General features: G+C 71.0%; 13 protein-coding genes and 1 pseudogene. 1 reads left to right on the top strand and 13 read right to left on the bottom strand.

Annotated features, from left to right (window positions below; genetic code table 11):
* Positions 1-60 precede the first annotated feature (60 nt).
* From tmk to bldG, 8 genes are all read right to left on the bottom strand, one after another.
* Positions 61-3348, bottom strand: a complete 3288-nt coding sequence (tmk, locus tag M2271_RS10600) for a dTMP kinase (protein ID WP_280886873.1) — start codon at positions 3346-3348, stop codon at positions 61-63.
* Between the two features lie 166 nt (positions 3349-3514).
* Positions 3515-6367, bottom strand: a complete 2853-nt coding sequence (topA, locus tag M2271_RS10595; RefSeq protein WP_280886872.1) for a type I DNA topoisomerase — start codon at positions 6365-6367, stop codon at positions 3515-3517.
* 247 nt (positions 6368-6614) lie between these two features.
* On the bottom strand, positions 6615-6812 hold the full coding sequence (locus M2271_RS10590; RefSeq protein WP_280886871.1) for a hypothetical protein: 198 nt from the start codon (positions 6810-6812) through the stop codon (positions 6615-6617).
* 478 nt (positions 6813-7290) lie between these two features.
* The gene (locus M2271_RS10585; protein ID WP_280886870.1) at positions 7291-8820 is read right to left on the bottom strand and encodes a class I SAM-dependent methyltransferase; all 1530 of its coding nucleotides are present in this window, start codon (positions 8818-8820) and stop codon (positions 7291-7293) included.
* 38 nt (positions 8821-8858) lie between these two features.
* Positions 8859-9461, bottom strand: a complete 603-nt coding sequence (locus tag M2271_RS10580) for a small secreted protein (protein WP_280886869.1) — start codon at positions 9459-9461, stop codon at positions 8859-8861.
* A 194-nt stretch (positions 9462-9655) separates the two neighbouring features.
* Positions 9656-12061: a sodium-translocating pyrophosphatase gene (locus M2271_RS10575; protein ID WP_280886868.1), complete on the bottom strand. Its 2406-nt coding sequence runs from the start codon at positions 12059-12061 to the stop codon at positions 9656-9658.
* Between the two features lie 275 nt (positions 12062-12336).
* Positions 12337-12774: an ATP-binding protein gene (locus M2271_RS10570; protein ID WP_280886867.1), complete on the bottom strand. Its 438-nt coding sequence runs from the start codon at positions 12772-12774 to the stop codon at positions 12337-12339.
* Between the two features lie 115 nt (positions 12775-12889).
* Positions 12890-13231 carry an anti-sigma factor antagonist BldG gene (gene bldG, locus M2271_RS10565; RefSeq protein WP_024885807.1) on the bottom strand — a complete coding sequence of 114 codons (342 nt, stop codon included), beginning with the start codon at positions 13229-13231 and terminating at the stop codon, positions 12890-12892.
* A gap of 82 nt (positions 13232-13313) precedes the next feature.
* On the opposite strand from bldG, the gene M2271_RS10560 reads away from it, so the two are divergent.
* Positions 13314-15908, top strand: coding sequence for a DEAD/DEAH box helicase (locus M2271_RS10560; protein ID WP_280886866.1), 2595 nt, complete (start codon positions 13314-13316; stop codon positions 15906-15908).
* On the opposite strand, the pseudogene M2271_RS42485 reads toward M2271_RS10560, so the two are convergent.
* The 5 genes and pseudogenes from M2271_RS42485 to M2271_RS10535 form a co-directional block, all read right to left on the bottom strand.
* A pseudogene (locus M2271_RS42485) lies at positions 15886-16218 on the bottom strand (Rv3654c family TadE-like protein); the annotation flags it as partial. The gene M2271_RS10560 and the pseudogene M2271_RS42485 sit on opposite strands and share 23 nt — an antisense overlap.
* 101 nt (positions 16219-16319) lie before the next feature.
* Positions 16320-16757, bottom strand: coding sequence for a TadE family type IV pilus minor pilin (locus M2271_RS10550; RefSeq protein WP_280886865.1), 438 nt, complete (start codon positions 16755-16757; stop codon positions 16320-16322).
* Entirely contained in the window at positions 16744-16953 is a 210-nt protein-coding gene (locus tag M2271_RS10545; protein ID WP_280886864.1) for a DUF4244 domain-containing protein, read from the bottom strand. The genes M2271_RS10550 and M2271_RS10545 overlap by 14 nt, the downstream gene beginning before the upstream one ends.
* Before the next feature lie 180 nt (positions 16954-17133).
* Positions 17134-17958, bottom strand: a complete 825-nt coding sequence (locus tag M2271_RS10540) for a type II secretion system F family protein (RefSeq protein WP_280886863.1) — start codon at positions 17956-17958, stop codon at positions 17134-17136.
* Complete coding sequence (locus M2271_RS10535; protein WP_280886862.1) at positions 17955-18824, bottom strand: type II secretion system F family protein; 870 nt, start codon at positions 18822-18824, stop codon at positions 17955-17957. Before M2271_RS10535 ends, M2271_RS10540 begins: the two co-directional genes overlap by 4 nt.
* Positions 18825-18836 lie beyond the last annotated feature (12 nt).

Below are 18836 nucleotides of genomic sequence, written 5' to 3'. Positions count from 1 at the left end.
ACCGCGCCAGGCAAGCCCGCCCTGCCCCCGGGCACCGACGCAGGCCCCCGGTGACCCGGTTCAGCCCCGCCGGCCCCGGCCGCGTCGGCGGCGCCCCTCGTCGGGCGTCTCACCCTCGTGCGGTCCGAGCAGCTCGTCCGCCAACGTGGGCAGATCGTCCAGCGGCGTCTCCTCGGCCCAGTCCGACCGCTCCCGCCGCCGCGGCGCCCCCTGCTCGTCCACCTGCGGCAGCTCACGCGTGCGGTCCTCGCGCCCGTCCGGCCGCGGCTCCGCCGGCTCTTTCCTGAAGAACCCCGGCGGGACCCGGTCCGAGGGAGCCTCGTCCCGTACCGGAGGCAGTACGGCCGTCTCGTCCGCGGCGCCGGGCGGCGCGACCGCCGGGAGCACAGCAGTCTCGTCCGCAGCGCCAGGAGCCACCGGCGGCAGGACCGCGGTCTCGTCCGAGGCCCCCGGAGGAACCGGCAGCTCGGCCGTCACGTCGGAGTCGGACCCTGGCCCACCGGAACCGGTGCCAGAGCCGGCACCGGAGCCGCTGTGGGCGCCCCGTTCACCCGCCCCTTCGTCGTCACCCACGCGCGGCAGCACCGCCGTCTCGTCCGCCGGCCCGCCCGACGCGTTCGTCGGGGTCACCACCGGCGTCGGCACGGTCACCGCTTCCGGCGTCGCACCAGGAGCCGTCGGCCCCCCGGACGCGCCGGGAGCCGTCCCCTGAGGTGCCGTCGGCCGGGTCCTCGCCTCCGCCGCGGCCGCCGCCTGCTCGGCCAGCCGACGCGCCTCCTCTGCCCGCAGCAGCGCCTCTTCGGCCTTGCGCTGCTTCTCCAGGCGCCGCGCCTCGGCCTCGGCATGCAGCCGGGCCTCCTCTTCGGCCTGCTTCCGGCGCCGTTCTTCCTCGGCCTTCCGACGGGCTTCTTCCTCCGCCCGGACCTTCTCCTCGGCGAGGAGCCGCCGACGCTCCTCCTCGGCCCGGCGATGTGCTTCCTCGGCCCGCAGCCGGGCCTCCTCCGCCTGCCGTTCGGCCTCGCGCCGCTGCGCCTCCTCCAGCTCGCGCCGCTTGCGCTCCTCCTCCTCCGCGCGCAGCCGTTCGAGCTGCTCCTGGCGCTCGCGCTCCAGGCGCTCCTCCTCGGCCTTGCGGGCGGCCTCTTCCTCGGCCTTGCGGCGGGCCTCCTCCTCGGCCTTCTTCCGCGCCTCCTCCTGGGCCTTCACCTCGGCCGCGGACAAGGGCAGCAGCTGGTCGAGCCGGTGGCGGACCACCGTCGTGACGGCCTCGGGCTCCTGGCCCGCGTCCACCACCAGGTAGCGCCCGGGGTCGGCGGCGGCCAGCGTCAGGAAACCGGACCGCACGCGCGCGTGGAACTCGGCCGGCTCCGACTCCAGGCGGTCCGGCGCCTCGGTGAACCGCTCGCGCGCGGTCTCCGGCGGGACGTCCAGCAGCACCGTCAGATGCGGCACGAGCCCGTCCGTCGCCCACCGGTTGATCCGGGCGATCTCGGTCGGGGACAGATCACGGCCCGCCCCCTGGTAGGCCACGGACGAGTCGATGTAGCGGTCGGAGACGACCACCGCGCCGCGCTCCAGCGCGGGCCGCACCACCGTGTCCACGTGCTCCGCGCGGTCCGCCGCGTACAGCAGCGCCTCCGCGCGGTGCGAGAGTCCGGCGCTCGACACGTCCAGCAGGATGGACCGCAGTCGCTTTCCGACCGGCGTCGCGCCCGGTTCACGGGTGAGGACGACCTCGTGGCCCTTCGCCCGGATCCACTCGGCGAGCGCCTCGGCCTGGGTGGACTTGCCGGCCCCGTCGCCGCCCTCCAGGGCGATGAAGAAACCGGTCGGGAGCGGAGTGGTCACGGGGTCGTCGCCGCCGAGCAGCGCGTCGCGCAGGTCGTGCCGCAGCGGTACGCCGGACCGGTCGTCGACTTTGGCGAGCACCAGCGCGGCCACCGGCAGAAGCAGCGCGCCGACCAGTATCAGGGTGAAGGCCGCGCCGCCGTGTGCGAACTCGAACTTGCCGTTCCGCAGGCGGTGCGGGCCGATCGCCGACGCCACCACGGGCGCGATGACCGCGCCGAGCGCCACGCACACCCGGACGACCGCATGCAGATGCTCGGTCATCCTGGCCCGCCGGAACTCCTCGGTCTCCTGATCCAGCAGGATGTGCCCGGTGTTGGCGGCCACGCCCGCGCCGACCCCGGCCAGCGCCATGATCAGCAGCACACTGGTGACGTCCGGGACGAGCCCGGCGGCCAGCAGCGCGACCCCGGTGAACGCGATCGCCAGCGCCAGCAACCGGCGCCGCGACAGCGTCACCAGCAGCGAGGGTGCCGTACGGACACCGATGCCGACACCGCCGGTCAGCGCTGCCACCAGCAGGCCGTACAGCACCGGGCCGCCGCCCAGGTCCTTGGCGTGCAGCACGGCGACGGCCACGGCGGCCGCGACCGCTCCCGCGACGGCGGCGCAGGCCGGCACCAGCAGCGGGATCGCGCCGGTACGGCCCTTGTCGACGCCCGTGCCCGTCTTGGGGCGGCGCAGCCCCTCCAACGGCGAACGCGCGCGCGGGGTGCGCATGTCGGGCAGTTCCAGGAAAGTCAGCACGGACAGCGACGCGGCGAACAGCCCGGCCGCGACGTACGACGCGAGGGCGGCCTGGTGCTGGCCGAACCAGGCGATCCCCGAACCCAACAGGTTGTTGAGCAGACCGGCGACGACGAGCGTGGCGGCCGCGAGCGGGATCACCACGAAGCTCGTACGCAGCGACAGGCGGCGCAGCGCGTCCAGGTGGTCCGGCAGCGGTCGTACCGTCGCGCCCTCCGGCGGCGGGGCCGGCAGCAGGGCGGGCGCCGCGCTCTCCCGGCACACCGTCCAGAAGCGCTCGGCGACTCCGGTCACGAAGACGGTGACCAGGAGGACGGCCGGCGCGTCATCGGGCGTCCAGTCGATCCACAGGGGCGCCACGATGAGCACCGCGGCCCGCAGCCCGTCCGCGCCGACCATCGTCCAGCGGCGGTCGAGAGGGCCGTCCTGGGAGGTGAGCGAAGTGAGCGGGCCTAGGAGCACGGCTCCGAAGAGCAGCGTCGCGAGGACACGCACCCCGAAAACGGTCGCCACCGCGAACGCCGCGCCCCGGTAGCCACCGCCGAAGGAGCCCTCGGCGACGGCCGCCTGGAGGGCGAGAACGACGAGAACCAAAAGCGCGAGGGTGTCGCCGACACCGCCCACGAGTTGCGCGCTCCACAGCCGTTTCAGCTGCGGGCGGCGCAGCAAGGCGCGGACGGCGCGCTCGCGGGAGTCCGCGACCAGGGCGTCGTCGGGGGCCGGGTCAGGGGCCGTTGGCTGCTCGGCTGGGGTCATGCTTTCAGCCTATCGGGACGCGCCGACAGCCCGAAGCGCCCGTCCGCACGTGCGCACGCCCCGACACCAGTGTGATGTCGGGGCGTTCGTTTTGCGAACCCGCCGTGAAGATATGGCGGGGAAGAAGATATGGCGGGGAAAACGAGCCGGGCGCGGTGGGCCCGGATCAGTCGTCGGACGCCGTCTTCGACGCCGTCGCCTTCTTGACGGCCGCCGATGCCTTCTTGACGCCCGCCGTGGTCTTCTTGGCGGTCGCCTTCTTCGCGGCCGTCGTCGTCTTCTTGGCCGCGGTCTTCGCGACCGTCGCCTTCTTGGCCGGTGCCTTCTTCGCGGGTGCCCTCTTCGCCGTCTTCTTGACGGGCCCCTTCGCACGCTTCTCGGCGAGCAGTTCGAAGCCGCGCTCCGGGGTGATCTCCTCGACACTGTCGTCGGAGCGCAGGGTCGCGTTGGTCTCGCCGTCGGTGACATACGGCCCGAAGCGACCGTCCTTCACTACGACCGGCTTCTTGCTGACCGGGTCCTCGCCGAGCTCCTTCAGCGGCGGCTTGGCGGCGGCCCGGCCACGCTGCTTGGGCTGAGAGTAGATCTCCAGCGCCTCTTCGATGGTGATCGTGAAGAGCTGGTCCTCGGTCTGGAGTGACCGGGAGTCCGTGCCCTTCTTCAGATACGGGCCGTAGCGGCCGTTCTGTGCGGTGATCTCCACACCCTCGGCGTCCTTGCCGACGACGCGCGGCAGCGACATCAACTTGAGGGCGTCCTGAAGCGTCACCGTGTCGAGGGACATCGACTTGAACAGTGAGGCCGTACGCGGCTTGACGGCGTTCTTGCCGGTCTTCGGGGTGCCCTCGGGGAGCACCTCGGTGACGTACGGGCCGTAGCGGCCGTCCCTGGCGATGATCTGGTGGCCGGACAACGGGTCGGCGCCGAGTTCGAAGTCACCGCTCGGCTTGGCGAGCAGCTCCTCCGCGAGCTCGACGGACAGCTCGTCCGGGGGGAGATCCTCGGGCACGTCCGCACGCTGGTGGTTCTCGGAGTCCTTCTCGCCGCGCTCGACGTACGGGCCGTAACGCCCGACCCGCAGCATGATGTCGTTGCCCACCGGGAACGACGACACCTCGCGCGCGTCGATCGCTCCCAGGTCGGTCACCAGCTCCTTGAGGCCGCCGAGGTGGTCCCCGTCGCCGTTGCCGGCGTCGGCGGCACCGCCCCCGCCCCCGCCCGACCCGTCGCCGAAGTAGAAGCGCCTGAGCCAGGGCACGGACCGCGCCTCACCACGGGCGATGCGGTCGAGGTCGTCCTCCATCCTGGCGGTGAAGTCGTAGTCGACGAGCCGCCCGAAGTGCTTCTCCAGGAGGTTGACCACGGCGAAGGACAGGAAGGACGGCACCAGGGCCGTGCCCTTCTTGAACACATAGCCGCGGTCGAGGATCGTGCCGATGATCGACGCGTACGTCGACGGGCGGCCGATCTCGCGCTCTTCGAGCTCCTTGACCAGGCTGGCCTCGGTGTAGCGGGCCGGGGGCTTGGTGGCGTGCCCGTCGACCGTGATCTCCTCGGCGCGCAGCGGGTCGCCCTCGTTGACCTGGGGCAGCCGACGCTCGCGGTCGTCCAGCTCGGCGTTCGGGTCGTCGGCGCCCTCGACGTACGCCTTCAGGAAGCCGTGGAAGGTGATCGTCTTGCCGGAGGCGCTGAACTCGACGTCCCGGCCGTCGGCGGCGGCGCCACCGATCTTCACCGTGACGGAGTTGCCGGTCGCGTCCTTCATCTGGGAGGCGACGGTCCGCTTCCAGATGAGCTCGTAGAGCCTGAACTGGTCGCCGGTCAGGCCCGTCTCGGCCGGGGTGCGGAAACGATCGCCCGAGGGGCGGATCGCCTCGTGCGCCTCCTGCGCGTTCTTGACCTTCCCGGCGTACGTCCGCGGCGAGGCCGGCAGGTAGTCGGCGCCGTACAGCTGCGTGACCTGGGCACGGGCGGCGGTGATCGCCGTGTCGGACAACGTCGTGGAGTCCGTACGCATGTAGGTGATGAAGCCGTTCTCGTACAGCTTCTGGGCCACCTGCATGGTCGACTTCGCGCCGAAGCCGAGCTTGCGCGAGGCTTCCTGCTGGAGCGTCGTCGTACGGAACGGGGCGTACGGCGAGCGGCGGTACGGCTTCGACTCGACGGACCGCACGGAGAACTGGGTGTTCTCCAGGGCGGTGGCCAGCGCGCGGGCGTTGGCTTCGTCGAGGTGGAGGGTGTTCGCGCTCTTGATCTGTCCCAGCGAGTCGAAGTCGCGGCCCTGCGCGACCCGCCTGCCGTCGATGGTCTGGAGGCGGGCGACCAGCGACGACGGGTCCGACGAATCCCCTGCGCGGCCGGTCTCGAAGGTTCCCGTCAGGTCCCAGTACTCAGCAGAACGAAACGCGATGCGTTCGCGTTCCCGCTCCACCACGAGTCGGGTCGCTACCGACTGGACACGGCCGGCCGACAGACGCGGCATGACCTTCTTCCACAGGACCGGCGAGACCTCGTAGCCGTAGAGACGGTCGAGGATGCGGCGGGTCTCCTGGGCGTCGACCAGCTTCTGGTTCAGCTCGCGGGGGTTGGCGACGGCAGCCTGGATCGCGGCCTTGGTGATCTCGTGGAAGACCATCCTCTTGACCGGGACCTTGGGCTTGAGCACCTCCTGGAGGTGCCAGGCGATCGCCTCGCCCTCGCGGTCCTCATCGGTGGCGAGGAAGAGCTCGTCGGAGTCCTTCAGCAGCTCCTTGAGCTTCTTGACCTGGGCCTTCTTGTCGGCGTTGACGACATAGATGGGCTGGAAGTCATGATCGACGTCCACGCCGAGGCGGCGGACCTCGCCGGTGTACTTCTCGGGCACCTCCGCGGCGCCGTTGGGGAGGTCGCGGATGTGCCCGACGCTCGCTTCGACGACGTATCCGGGGCCCAGATAGCCCTTGATCGTCTTCGCCTTGGCAGGTGACTCGACGATGACGAGTCGGCGGCCGCCCTGTGCGGTCTCGCTGGTCGGGGACAACTTCGCTCTTCTCTCCGGTCGACGCTGGGGGCTCACCCGAGGCCTTGGTCCCGGGGTCGGGTCATGCTGACGCTGCGGAGTGTGACGGTACATCCCGCCCCCGTGTCAAACGGGAAAAGCCCACAACGGCCACTCGAACGGTAACCCGACTACCGCCATTCCTGCCGCCCGGAGTGTCCACCGCCTCTTTCGAGCCTGTCCGGAGGATGACCTCCCCGTTACCGGAGTCGCAGTTCCGGTGCACTGTCTACGCGCGCGTGAAGCACCATGTTCCGACGGCCAGCGCGATCACCGCGGCAAGGCTCGCGATGGTCGCCGACGCGACAGAGCTCACACCGTGGGCGACCGGTTCGCGGCGCCGCACCCGGGCCACGGTCCACGTCAGCAGCCCGCCTCCGAACAGGGCGAACACCCCTCCCGCGAAGATCGCCGATCCGCTCTCCATGGCTCCCCGTGCCCCTTTTCCCAGTCCGCGAGTGTCCAGCCCGTGGAGGCTGACACGCGGGGCCGGCGCACAGACGAACCCCGGGTTAACGCGGGGCCGACGCGACTGCGGACTCCTCCGTTCCGCTCCCCTCGGCCGCCTCGGGCCGCGCCGGGCGAGGGTATTTTTCCGGTCGTCTTCTTGTGTCGGGCTGTTGTCGGGTGCCGTCGGTTCTTGCCGTCGGATTGCCGCCGTTCCCGTCGTCGGATTGCCGCCGGTTCTTGTCCTCGGGTTGCCGCCGGTTCCCGCCGGGTCGGCCCGCCGTGCACCCGGCTCCCAGCAGTCTGCCGATGCTCGGCTGCCCCACCCGCCACCTGTGTGCCGCGGGCCCACCCCGCCTCGGCCGACGCGGGCCACTCCGCCCGCACCGACGCGCACCCCGGTTCACTCACGCACCATCCGTCACTCGCGCCGGTTCACTCGCACGGCACACGGCTGCTCACGCGGGTTCGATGAACCCCTGTTCCACCAGCAGCCGGATCTGGGCTGGCGTGCGGTCGCGCAGCAAGACCGGGTCCTCGTGCACCAGTTGGGCGATGGCGTCCAGAATGCGGCCCGCGCTCAGCGAGCCGTCGCACACGCCGGCGAAGCCCGCGCCGACCGTGTCCACCTTGGTGGCCCGGCGCATCCCGCGGTTCTGCCGCAGTACGACATGCTCGGGATCCTCGGCGCCGGGCGGTCCCACCTGCTCCTGAATGATCTCGGCGGCGAGCTTGAAGTGCCCCGCGAGCAGGGCCGCGTCGTCATGTGACCGCAGGAAGTCGAGGCGTTCGAAGTGGGCCCGGATCGCTTCGCCGAGCGGTTGTTCGATCGGATGCGGCCATTCCTCCACGGTGACCGAGGGCACCGCGGCCCCAGTCTTCCGCAGGGTGATCCAGCCGAAGCCCACGGCCTTCACCTTGCGCGCCTCGAACTCGTCCAGCCAGGCGTTGTATCGCGCCTCGTACGCGGACGCGTCGCCTTGGTGGTCACCGGCGTCCCTGAGCCACAACTCGGCGTACTGCGTGACGTCCTGCACCTCGCGCTGCACGATCCAGGCATCGCACCCGCGCGGCACCCACGCCCTGAGCCTGTCCTGCCAGTCCTCCCCCTCCACGTGCTGCCAGTTGGCGAGGAACTGCGCGAACCCGCCCTGGTTCAGCCGTTCCCCCGCCCCTTGAACGAGCGATCGGCACAGATCGTCCCCGCCCATCCCGCCGTCGCGGTACGTCAGCCGGGCGCCCGGTGAGATCACGAAGGGCGGGTTGGAGACGATCAGGTCGAAGGTCTCGTCGCCCCGGACCGGCTCGAACAGCGAGCCCTCGCGCAGTTCGGCCGCCGGGGCTCCGGACAGGGCCAGCGTGAGAGCGGTGATGTGCAGCGCGCGCGGGTTGAGGTCGGTCGCCGTCACGCGCGTGGCGTGCTGTACGGCGTGCAGCGCCTGGATCCCGGAGCCGGTGCCGAGGTCGAGGGCGGCGGAGACGGGCGTACGGACGGTGATGCCCGCCAGAGTCGTGGACGCGCCGCCCACGCCGAGGACGACGGCTGTGTCCGCCTGGCGGCCTCGGCTGCCGATGCCGCCGGCCCCGCCGACCGCGCGCCCCAGATCGGACACGATGAACCAGTCCTCGCCACCGGGTCCGCCGTACGGCCGTACGTCCACGGTGGCGGCGAGGTCGCCCTCGGGGTCAGCGCCGACGGGAACCAGCCACCCGCTCTCAAGGCACGCGGCCACGGGCAGAACGTCCGCCACGCGCGAGTGCGGCACGGGCTGCTGCAACAGGAACAGCCGTACGAGCGTATCCAGCGGCGTGTCGCCGCGTGTCGCCCGGAGTGCGGGCACGGTCTCGCTGCGGGCGAGCGCCACGTACGCGGGCGCACCGAGGAGTTCGAGCAGCCCATCGGCGGTGAAGGAGGCCCCGAGCAGGGCGTCCCGCAACCGGGCGGTGACGTCGGAACGGTCGGACGCGGGCAGGCTGGAGGTACTCACGACCCCATTGTGACCCGCACGCCCCCGTTCGGAGTGACTCAGCTGTTGCTGGCCGGGGCCGACGAGGCCGCCTTGCAGCCCGTCTGCTTGGTCAGCGCCTGCTTGGTGTCGCCCTTCTCCAGGTTCTTCAACGCGGTGAGCGCGCTCTTGCGCTGGCTCTCCATCTTCTTCATCTCGGCCGACACCGTCTTCAGACCGGTCGCGAACTTCCCCTGGTTCTTGGTGTCGAGCTCGTCCACCTGCTTCTTCAGGTCGGCATACGCCGTGGAGAGCGTGCTGAGCTTCTTGACGACGTCCTGCTGCCTCGTCGCGCCGCCCTCGACGCCCGGAGGCGCCCCGGCCGTGTCGATGACGTCCGCACGCGCCTTGTGGCCGTCGGCGAGGTCCTGGAAGGCCTGGGAGTCGGCCTTCTGAAGCTCCTCGGGCGTGCTGGTGGTGTCCTTGGCCGCCTTCGTGATCGCGGCGTAGGCCGCGGAGATCTTCGTGTTCTGAGCCGGTACCGGGTCGCAGACCTTCTTGGCCCAGGCGTCCAGTTCCTTGTTCCCCTCGTCGCTACTGCATCCCGTCAGCGCGAGTACCAGTACCGCACCGCCGGACAGTGCGGCCGCGAGCTTCTTGTTCACCGGATTGGTCCCTTCCATGGCTCTCGGCCCCGGAACATACACGGCATGCGAACGGCATCCGCATGTCTACTGACGCATTCGTCATGTCTTGTAGTGATTTGTGTCAGGCGAGAGAAGGCTCACGATGAGGGCGTGAACACAACAGGGCGGGCGGGAGGCGCGACTCAACGCGCCTCCCACCCGCCCTGTGATCTGGGCCCCGGCCGGCCCTGCTAGGAAACCACCGCCGGATCAGCCGACTTGGACTCCTGATCGGCGCTGTCTTCGTCACCCACGGCGATCCCGCGCCGCTTGGAGACATAGACCGCGCCCGCGATCACCAGGAACGCCAGGACCGCGACCACGATCCGTACGCCGATGCTCTTGTCCTCGCCGTAGCCGAACTTGATGACCGCCGGTGCGATGAGCAGCGCCACCAGGTTCATCACCTTCAGCAGGGGGTTGATCGCCGGGCCGGCGGTGTCCTTGAAGGGATCGCCGACCGTGTCGCCGATCACCGTGGCGGCGTGGGCCTCGCTGCCCTTGCCGCCGTGGTGGCCGTCCTCGACGAGTTTCTTGGCGTTGTCCCACGCGCCACCGGAGTTGGCGAGGAACACCGCCATCAGTGTGCCCGTCCCGATCGCGCCCGCCAGGAACGAGCCGAGAGCGCCGACGCCGAGTGTGAACCCGATGAAGACGGGCGCCAGCACGGCGAGCAGCCCGGGCGTGGTGAGTTCGCGCAGGGCGTCCCTGGTGCAGATGTCGACGACCTTGCCGTACTCCGGTTTCTCGCTGTAGTCCATGATCCCGGGATGCTCGCGGAACTGCCGCCGCACCTCGTAGACCACGGAACCCGCCGACCGCGACACGGCGTTGATCGCCAGCCCCGAGAAGAGGAAGACGACCGCCGCGCCGGCGATGAGGCCGACGAGGTTGTTGGGCTGGGAGATGTCCATCATCAGGCTCATCGGCGCGCCCTCACCGGACAGCTTCTCTCCCACGTCCTGCGCGCCGGTGGTGATGGCGTCGCGGTACGACCCGAAGAGCGCCGACGCCGCCAGGACCGCGGTGGCGATGGCGATGCCCTTGGTGATGGCCTTGGTGGTGTTGCCGACCGCGTCCAGGTTGGTGAGCACCTGGGCGCCGGCCCCTTGGACGTCGCCGGACATCTCGGCGATGCCCTGGGCGTTGTCGGAGACCGGCCCGAAGGTGTCCATGGCGACGATCACGCCGACCGTGGTGAGCAGGCCGGTGCCGGCCAGCGCCACCGCGAACAGCGCCAGCGTGATGGACGTACCGCCGAGCAGGAAAGCCCCGTAGACGCCGAGGCCGATCAGCAGGGCGGTATAGACGGCCGATTCGAGGCCGACCGAGATGCCGGCGAGGACGACGGTGGCCGGGCCGGTCAGTGCGGACTTGCCGATGTCCTTGACGGGGCGGCGGCTGGTCTCGGTGAAGTAGCCCGTCAGCTGCTGGATCACGGCCGCGAGCAGGATGCCGATCGCCACCGCGACCAGCGCGAAGATCCGCGGGTCGCCGCCCCGGCCCTGGACCGCCGCGTCGGTGACGCCGTCGAGGTCGGCGTACGTGCCGGGGAGGTAGACGAAGACGGCCACCGCCACCAACACCAGGGAGATCACCGCGGAGATGAAGAAGCCGCGGTTGATAGCGGACATGCCACTGCGGTCGGTGCGCCGCGGGGCCACGGCGAAGATGCCGATCATCGCGGTGATCACACCGATCGCGGGGACGAGCAGCGGGAACGCGAGCCCGGCGTCGCCGAAGGCCGCCTTGCCGAGGATCAGCGCGGCGACCAGGGTCACGGCGTACGACTCGAAGAGGTCGGCCGCCATGCCCGCGCAGTCGCCGACGTTGTCGCCCACGTTGTCGGCGATGGTCGCGGCATTGCGCGGGTCGTCCTCCGGAATGCCCTGCTCGACCTTGCCGACCAGGTCGGCGCCGACATCGGCGGCCTTGGTGAAGATGCCGCCGCCGACCCTCATGAACATGGCGATGAGGGCCGCGCCGAGACCGAAGCCCTCGAGGACCTTCGGCGCGTCGGCCGCGTACACCAGCACCACACAGGAGGCACCCAGCAGGCCGAGCCCCACCGTGAACATGCCGACGACGCCGCCCGTACGGAAAGCGATCTTCATGGCTTTGTGAGAGACGGCAGTGAGATCCTTTTCCGGTTCGCCCTCCGCCGGGGTGGCCTCGCGCGCGGCGGCCGCGACGCGCACATTGCTCCGTACGGCGAGCCACATACCGATATAGCCGGTGACCGCCGAGAACGCCGCGCCGATCAAGAAGAACACCGACCGTCCGGCACGCTGATTCCAGTCGTCCGCGGGCAGCAGCATGAGCAGGAAGAACACGACGACGGCGAATACGCCGAGCGTGCGCAACTGGCGGGCCAGATAGGCGTTCGCGCCCTCCTGGATCGCGGTTGCGATCTCCTTCATGCTGTCGGTTCCCTCGCCCGCCGCGAGTACCTGGCGCACCAGGACGCCCGCCACCACGAGGGCGGCGAGGGCCACGGCGCCGATGACCGACACCAGGACTCGATTGCTGTCGGTCAGGACCGCTGCCGCGAGGGCGGTTGAGTGGTCCAGCTGATCTGGGGAAGAAAGCCCCGCCATTCGTCCTCCTTGACGCTTGGGCTGAGCTCAAGATGTGGACGGATTCTAGAGATCTGTTCCTGATCAAAACAGTATGCGGCAACCGGAATCTGCTGCACCCTGCCAACACCCCGGTAATGCGCCGAAAGCATTTTCAGCCGATCCAATGATCGGAAATTGCTCGTGAATTGCTTCACGAATTCGGAACGCTCTTGAAAAAACAGCGGAGGGCCCTGCTCAGCAGGGCCCTCCGAAGAGATTCGAGGTGCGTCAGTGACGTCGGCTGACGTGTGGTGTCAGGGAAGCACCGCGTCGGGCAGGACGGTCGGCCAGGTCATACGGATCGAGCCGCCGTTTTCTCCGGCGGTGACCTCCACGTCGTCGACGAGGCCGCTGATGACCGCGAGGCCCATCTCGTCCTCCTCCGCCTCGGCGTCGAGATCCTCGCCGACGGCACCGGACGCCCGGTCACCGGGAGCGTGGTGCGGCGCCTCGTCGCCGACCTCGATGGAGAACTGTTTCTCCTCCTCGATCAGCAGCACCTTGACCGGCGCCGTGATACCGCCGTTCTGGTGCAGTCCGACGGCACGGGAGCAGGCCTCGCCGACGGCGAGTCTGACCTCGTCGAGAACGGCCTCGTCCACCCCGGACCTGCGCGCCACCGCTGCCGCCACCAGTCGGGCGGTCCTGACGTGCTCGGGCAGCGCGCTGAAGCGGAGTTCAACGGTGGCCATGCATCCCCCTCGGAACTACGGGCGTGCGGTGGGTCCGGGCTGCCAACAGCCCGGACCCGGGTTTCAACGTCGGCCGTCCCGGGCGCGGTCACTTGTGCCGCGCCCGGTCCGGTGGTCAGTCGGTCGCCGCCACCGCTTCCTCGACCGAGGTGTGGATCGGGAACACCTTGGTGAGGCCGGTGATACGGAAAATCTTGAGAATGCGCTCCTGGTTGCAGACCAGGCGCAGCGAGCCCTCATGAGCCCGCACCCGCTTCAGTCCGCCGACCAGCACGCCGAGACCGGTGGAGTCGAGGAAGTCCACGCCCTCCATGTCGACGACAAGGTGGAAACTGCCGTCATTCACCAGCTCGACCAGCTGCTCGCGCAGCTTGGGCGCGGTATATACGTCGATTTCGCCACCGACCCTGACGATCGTGCGATCGCCGATGGTCTCGGTCGACAGGGACAGGTCCACGGATCCTCCAGCACCTTGCTATCGAGCGGTCGCCCGTCGGGACACCTCGGCTTGAGGCCCCCAGAACGGTTCGCCAGCCGCGATGGCATTCAATCACTTACCGGCAGGCGTGTACGACGCCTTGGTCCCATTGTCCGTCACGCCAGTGACACACTCGGTGCCGATGGCCAAGAATCACCGATCCGATCGACCCTCGGCGCAGCCCGCCTCCCGGCTCCCGCCGGGCACCATCCTGGACCGGCTCGCCGCGGGGCCGAGCCGGGCTTCGCGCATCACTCATACGGAGCACTTGCCCCCTCGCGAGGGCCGGCATGCCATCTGGCCGGATCGGATCCGTTCCGAGGTCATCGCCGCCGTGCAGGCCTGCGGCATCGCGCATCCCTGGGCCCACCAGGCCCGTGCGGCCGAGCACGCCCTGGACGGCGAGTCGGTGGTCGTCGCCACCGGGACGGCCTCCGGCAAGTCCCTGGCCTACCTCGTGCCGGTCATGTCGACCCTCCTGGACGGCTCCGAGGCCCCGAACGGGCGCGGCGCCACCGCCCTCTACCTGGCCCCCACGAAGGCGCTCGCAGCGGATCAGTGCCGATCGGTGAAGGAATTTTCACAATCCTTGGGCCATTCGGTCCGCCCCGCGGTCTACGACGGCGACACGCCGGTGGAAGAACGCGAATGGGTCCGTCAGTACGCCAACTACGTGCTGACCAACCCGGACATGCTGCACCGGGGCATACTCCCGTCCCACCCCCGCTGGTCCTCCTTCCTGCGGTCCCTGAAGTACGTCGTCATCGACGAGTGCCACACCTACCGGGGCGTGTTCGGCTCGCACGTCGCCCAGGTACTGCGTCGCCTGCGCCGCCTCTGCGCCCGCTACGGCGCCTCTCCCGTGTTCCTGCTGGCCTCGGCGACCGCCGCGGAGCCCTCGGTGGCCGCCGGCCGCCTCACCGGCCTCCCCGTGGTCGAGGTCGCCGACGACGCCTCCCCACGAGGCGAACTGGTGTTCGCCCTCTGGGAGCCCCCGCTCACGGAGATGCAGGGCGAGAAGGGCGCACCGGTCCGCCGCACGGCCACCGCCGAGACGGCCGACCTGCTGACCGACCTCGCCGTCCAGGGCATCCGTACGGTCGCCTTCGTACGCTCCCGGCGTGGCGCCGAGCTGATCGCGGTGATCGCCCAGGAACGTCTTGCCCAGGTCGACCGCTCCCTGGCCCGGCGTGTCGCGGCGTACCGCGGCGGTTACCTCCCCGAGGAGCGCCGCGCCCTCGAACAGGCGCTCCACTCCGGCGAGCTTCTCGGGCTCGCCGCGACGACAGCCCTGGAACTCGGCATCGACGTCTCCGGCCTCGACGCCGTGCTGATCGCCGGCTACCCCGGCACGCGGGCTTCCCTGTGGCAGCAGGCGGGCCGCGCCGGCCGCTCCGGCCAGGGCGCCCTCGCCATCCTGGTCGCCCGCGACGATCCCCTGGACACTTTCCTCGTCCACCACCCCGAGGCCCTGTTCGACCAGCCGGTGGAGTCCACCGTCCTCGATCCCGACAACCCCTACGTCCTCGCCCCGCACCTGTGCGCGGCCGCCGCGGAACTCCCGTTGACGGACGAGGACCTGGAGCTGTTCGGTCCGGCGTGCGAGGACCTGCTTCCGCAGTTGGAGGCCGCGAAGCTGCTGCGTCGCCGTACGAAGGCCTGGCACTGGACCCGCCGGGAGCGGGCCGCCGACCTCACCGACATCCGCGGCGAAGGCGGCCGACCGGTCCAGGTCGTCGAGGCCGGGACGGGCCGCCTGCTGGGCACGGTCGACGAGGGCGCCGCGCACTCGACCGTGCACGAGGGCGCGGTCCACCTGCACCAGGGCCGCACCTACCTCGTCCGCTCCCTGTCCCTGGAGGACTCGGTCGCTCTGGTCGAGCAGGCCAACCCTCCGTACGCGACGGTCGCCCGCGACACCACGTCCATCTCCGTCCTGGAGACCGACACCGAGGTCCCCTGGGGCGACGGACGCCTGTGCTACGGCTCCGTCGAGGTCACCAACCAAGTGGTCTCCTTCCTGCGTCGACGGCTCATCACCGGTGAAGTACTCGGCGAGACGAAACTCGACCTCCCTCCTCGTACGCTGCGCACGCGCGCGGTGTGGTGGACGGTCACCGAGGACCAGCTGGACGAGGCCCGGATCAACCCGGAGATCCTCGGCGGCGCCCTGCACGCCGCCGAGCACGCGTCGATCGGCATGCTGCCCCTCTTCGCGACCTGCGACCGCTGGGACATCGGCGGCGTGTCGATCCCCCTGCACCCCGACACGCTCCTGCCGACCGTCTTCGTCTACGACGGCCACCCCGGCGGCGCGGGCTTCGCGGAGCGCGCCTTCCACACCGCCCGGGCCTGGCTCACCGCCACCCGCCAGGCCATCGCCTCCTGCGAGTGCGAGGCCGGCTGCCCCTCATGCGTCCAGTCCCCCAAGTGCGGCAACGGCAACGATCCGCTGCACAAGAAGGGTGCGGTACGGCTGCTCACCGTGCTGTTGCGGGAGGCGCCGGCGGAGCGGAAGGAGGGGGCGGCCGTGATGCATCCGCAGGGGGCGCCACCGGAACCGGAACCGGCTCCGAGGCCTGGTCCTGCGCATGCTCCTGCGCCTGGCCCTGGTCCTGGCCCTGGTCCTGCTCCGCGGGGCCGGCCCGCGCCCTGACCTCCGCCTCGAACGGCCCCTGTCCGGACGCCGCCGTCACGTCCGAGATCTCGCCCACGAGCACGCACCGCACCAGCCGCGCGCTCTGGGCCCGCGCCACGCGGCCGGCCCGGGCGCAGGCCGCCGTGCCGCCGTCCGCCCAGTGGTCCGCCGCCGCGAGGGCCGCGAGATCCGCGCTGCCGGCGGCGCGGTGCCGGGCCACCATGGCCTGCCCCATGGCCAACACCACACCGAACACGACACACAGGACGGCGATCCCGGCGAGGCTCCAGACGGTGGCGGAGCCCCGGTCCCCGCTGCGGCCGACCAACCGCCGGACCGCCGTATGCCGGGCAACCGCACGACAAGCCGCCGCAGGCTTGTCAGCCGTATGCCGGACCGCCGCTCGAAGGCGGTCCGAGCAGCCGCCGTTCACCTCCCCTCCCCCGCGGTCCCCTCCACCGATGCCACGGCCTCCTCCCGTACTTCGAAGGGCAGGCCGCGCAGTACCGGCGGCTCCGCCACGACAGAGACACGGACCTGATCGCCCTGCCTGCTGACCGTGATCTTCGCGTCTCGCGGTGCCGCTCCTCGGGCCACCTCGACGACCGCGTCGGCCGGGTCCTGGCGGGCCGCCGCGCGGGCGCCGGTGCGGGCCGCGTCCACGCACTGGATCTGCGCGGCCACGACCAGCAGCGCCCACACCAGCGCCATCGCGAACATCACCAGCACGGGCAGCACCACGGCCGCCTCTGCGGTGACGAACCCATGGTCCGAGCCCCTGGCGGACTTATTCGTCGATGCCTTCGTCGACCCGCTCGTCGACGTGCTCGTCGCCTTCCTGTCCGGCTCCTGCTCACATCCGTGCATCGAGAGCCCGCTTCACGATGCCTTGCAACTCCGCACTGACCTCTCCGCTGGAAAGCACCTTGTAGAGAACCACCGCGAACGCCACCGCCGCCACGATGCCCATCGCGTACTCCGACGTGACCATTCCCGCGTCGCTCCGCGCCGCACGCGCCCTGCACACCAGGACACGCAGCCGCGCCCGTACCACCTTGCACATCTCAACCCCCGTGAGGATCCGCTTCGTTGTCTGTTGTCTGTTGTCTGTTGTCTGTTGTCTGCTGTCTGCTGTCCGCTGTCCGCTGTCCGCTGTCCGCCTACGATCGCTAACTGCCGCCTCTTGGCTCTGACCGCTGCTTGCTGCTCGTCGCCGGCTGCCCGCCGGCACTCCCATGTCCCGTCACTCACCACCCCCTCCCAGAGCCCCGCCCGCCAGCCCGATCACCACGGGCAGGACGCCGACCGTGATGAACGCGGGCAGGAAACACAGCCCGACCGGCGCGGTGACCAGCACTCCCGCCCGGCGTGCCCGTGCCGTGGCGGTGCGCGTCCAGTCTGCGCGGGCGTCGGCGGCGAGCCTGGCGACCGGTGCAGCCGCAGGAAGCCCGGAGACATCGGCCCGTTCCAACAGCCGCGCCAGGGCGCCCGCGCCCGGCATCCCGGCGAGCCGTCTCCAGGCCTCGCCCGGTTCACCGCCGAGCCGTACCTCCGCCGCGCCACGCCCCAACACCTCCCCGACCGGACCGCCGAGAGCCTCGCCCACGGCCTGCGCCGCGATCACCGGCCCAGCACCCGCCGCGATGCAGGCCGCCAACAGATCAGCAGCTAGCGGTAGTTGTCGTGCCGCCGCCCGGATGTCGGCGTCCGGCCCGGTACCGGCGACAACCAACCTGGTACCGGCGCCGGCAACGGTCCCGGACACCTGCCGACGACGCCACCACCACAGCCCGGCTCCCACAACCAGCCCGGCCACGGCACCAACCACACCGCCGACCAGCAGCCACGCGGCGCACGCCATGCCCGTCGCCGGAAGCCAGCGCCGTGCGAACTCCCGCACGTCGAAACGTGATCCGACGGAGGTCTCCTGGGCGACGGGCAGCATCGCAGTCAGCCGTCGGCGCATCCGTCGTTCGCGCCGTAACGCCCCCGCCCACCGCAGCAGGCACTCCAGGGCGAGTGCCGCCCCCATGACAACCCCCAACCTGTGGACAACTTCCGCGCTCACGTCGCCTCCGCTCCCCGCACGATCCGGGTCGCCCACCACATCCCCAGTCCCTCCAGCACAGCCCCGACGAACAGGCACCCCAGGCCGGCCCCGGTGTGCAGCAGCACATGGAGGGGGTCAGCCCCGAGAGCGGCGCCGAGGAGGAGACCCAGGGCGGGCAGACCGGCGAGCATCATCGCTGTCGACCGGGCACCGGCCAGCTGGGCGCGCAGGTCCGCTCGTTGGTCTCGATCGGCACGCAATGCCGCTTCGAGCCGGTCAAGTCCGGCCGCGAGACCGGCGCCCTGGTCCACGGCCACCCGCCAGCACGCGGCCAGCCCCCGCAGCCCCTCGGCACCCGGTTGCCGGGCCGCCGACGCGAGCGCGTCCGGAACGTCTCCGCCGAACCGTGCCGCCGCCAGCACCGCCGCCTGCCTGTCACCGAGCCCACCGGAGTCGTGGGCGGCCCGCAACAGCGCCTCACCCGGCTGACGCCCCGAGCGGACCTCCCCGGCGAGCGCCCCGCACAGCGCGATCACCGCGTCTCCCCGTCGCTCCCGGGCGCGCCTCTCCTCCCTGACCAGCCGGATCCGCCGGAGCAGGGGCACCCCGGCCAGCCCCGCGACGGCCGGCAACACCGAGACACCCAGCACCGCCAGCGTCAGCCCGCCGACCGCCGACCACCACTCGGCCCGCAGCCGCTCACGGATCCGCCGCAGCTCGACCGCCCGTTGCCGCCAGGAGGGCGGCCCGCCCCCCACCACTGCCCCACTGGCAAGCAACAACTGCGCTCGCCGCGCCCCGCAGTGCCGCCCAACCAACAGCCACACAGCCGCCCCCACACACCCTGCAGCCGCCACTACAGACACCGCACTCCTCCCGGTCACCACGCCGCCCCC

Origin of the sequence: Streptomyces sp. LBL (assembly GCF_029893585.1) — a bacterium.
GTDB lineage: Bacteria > Actinomycetota > Actinomycetes > Streptomycetales > Streptomycetaceae > Streptomyces.
This window is presented reverse-complemented; position numbering and strand designations above follow the sequence as displayed.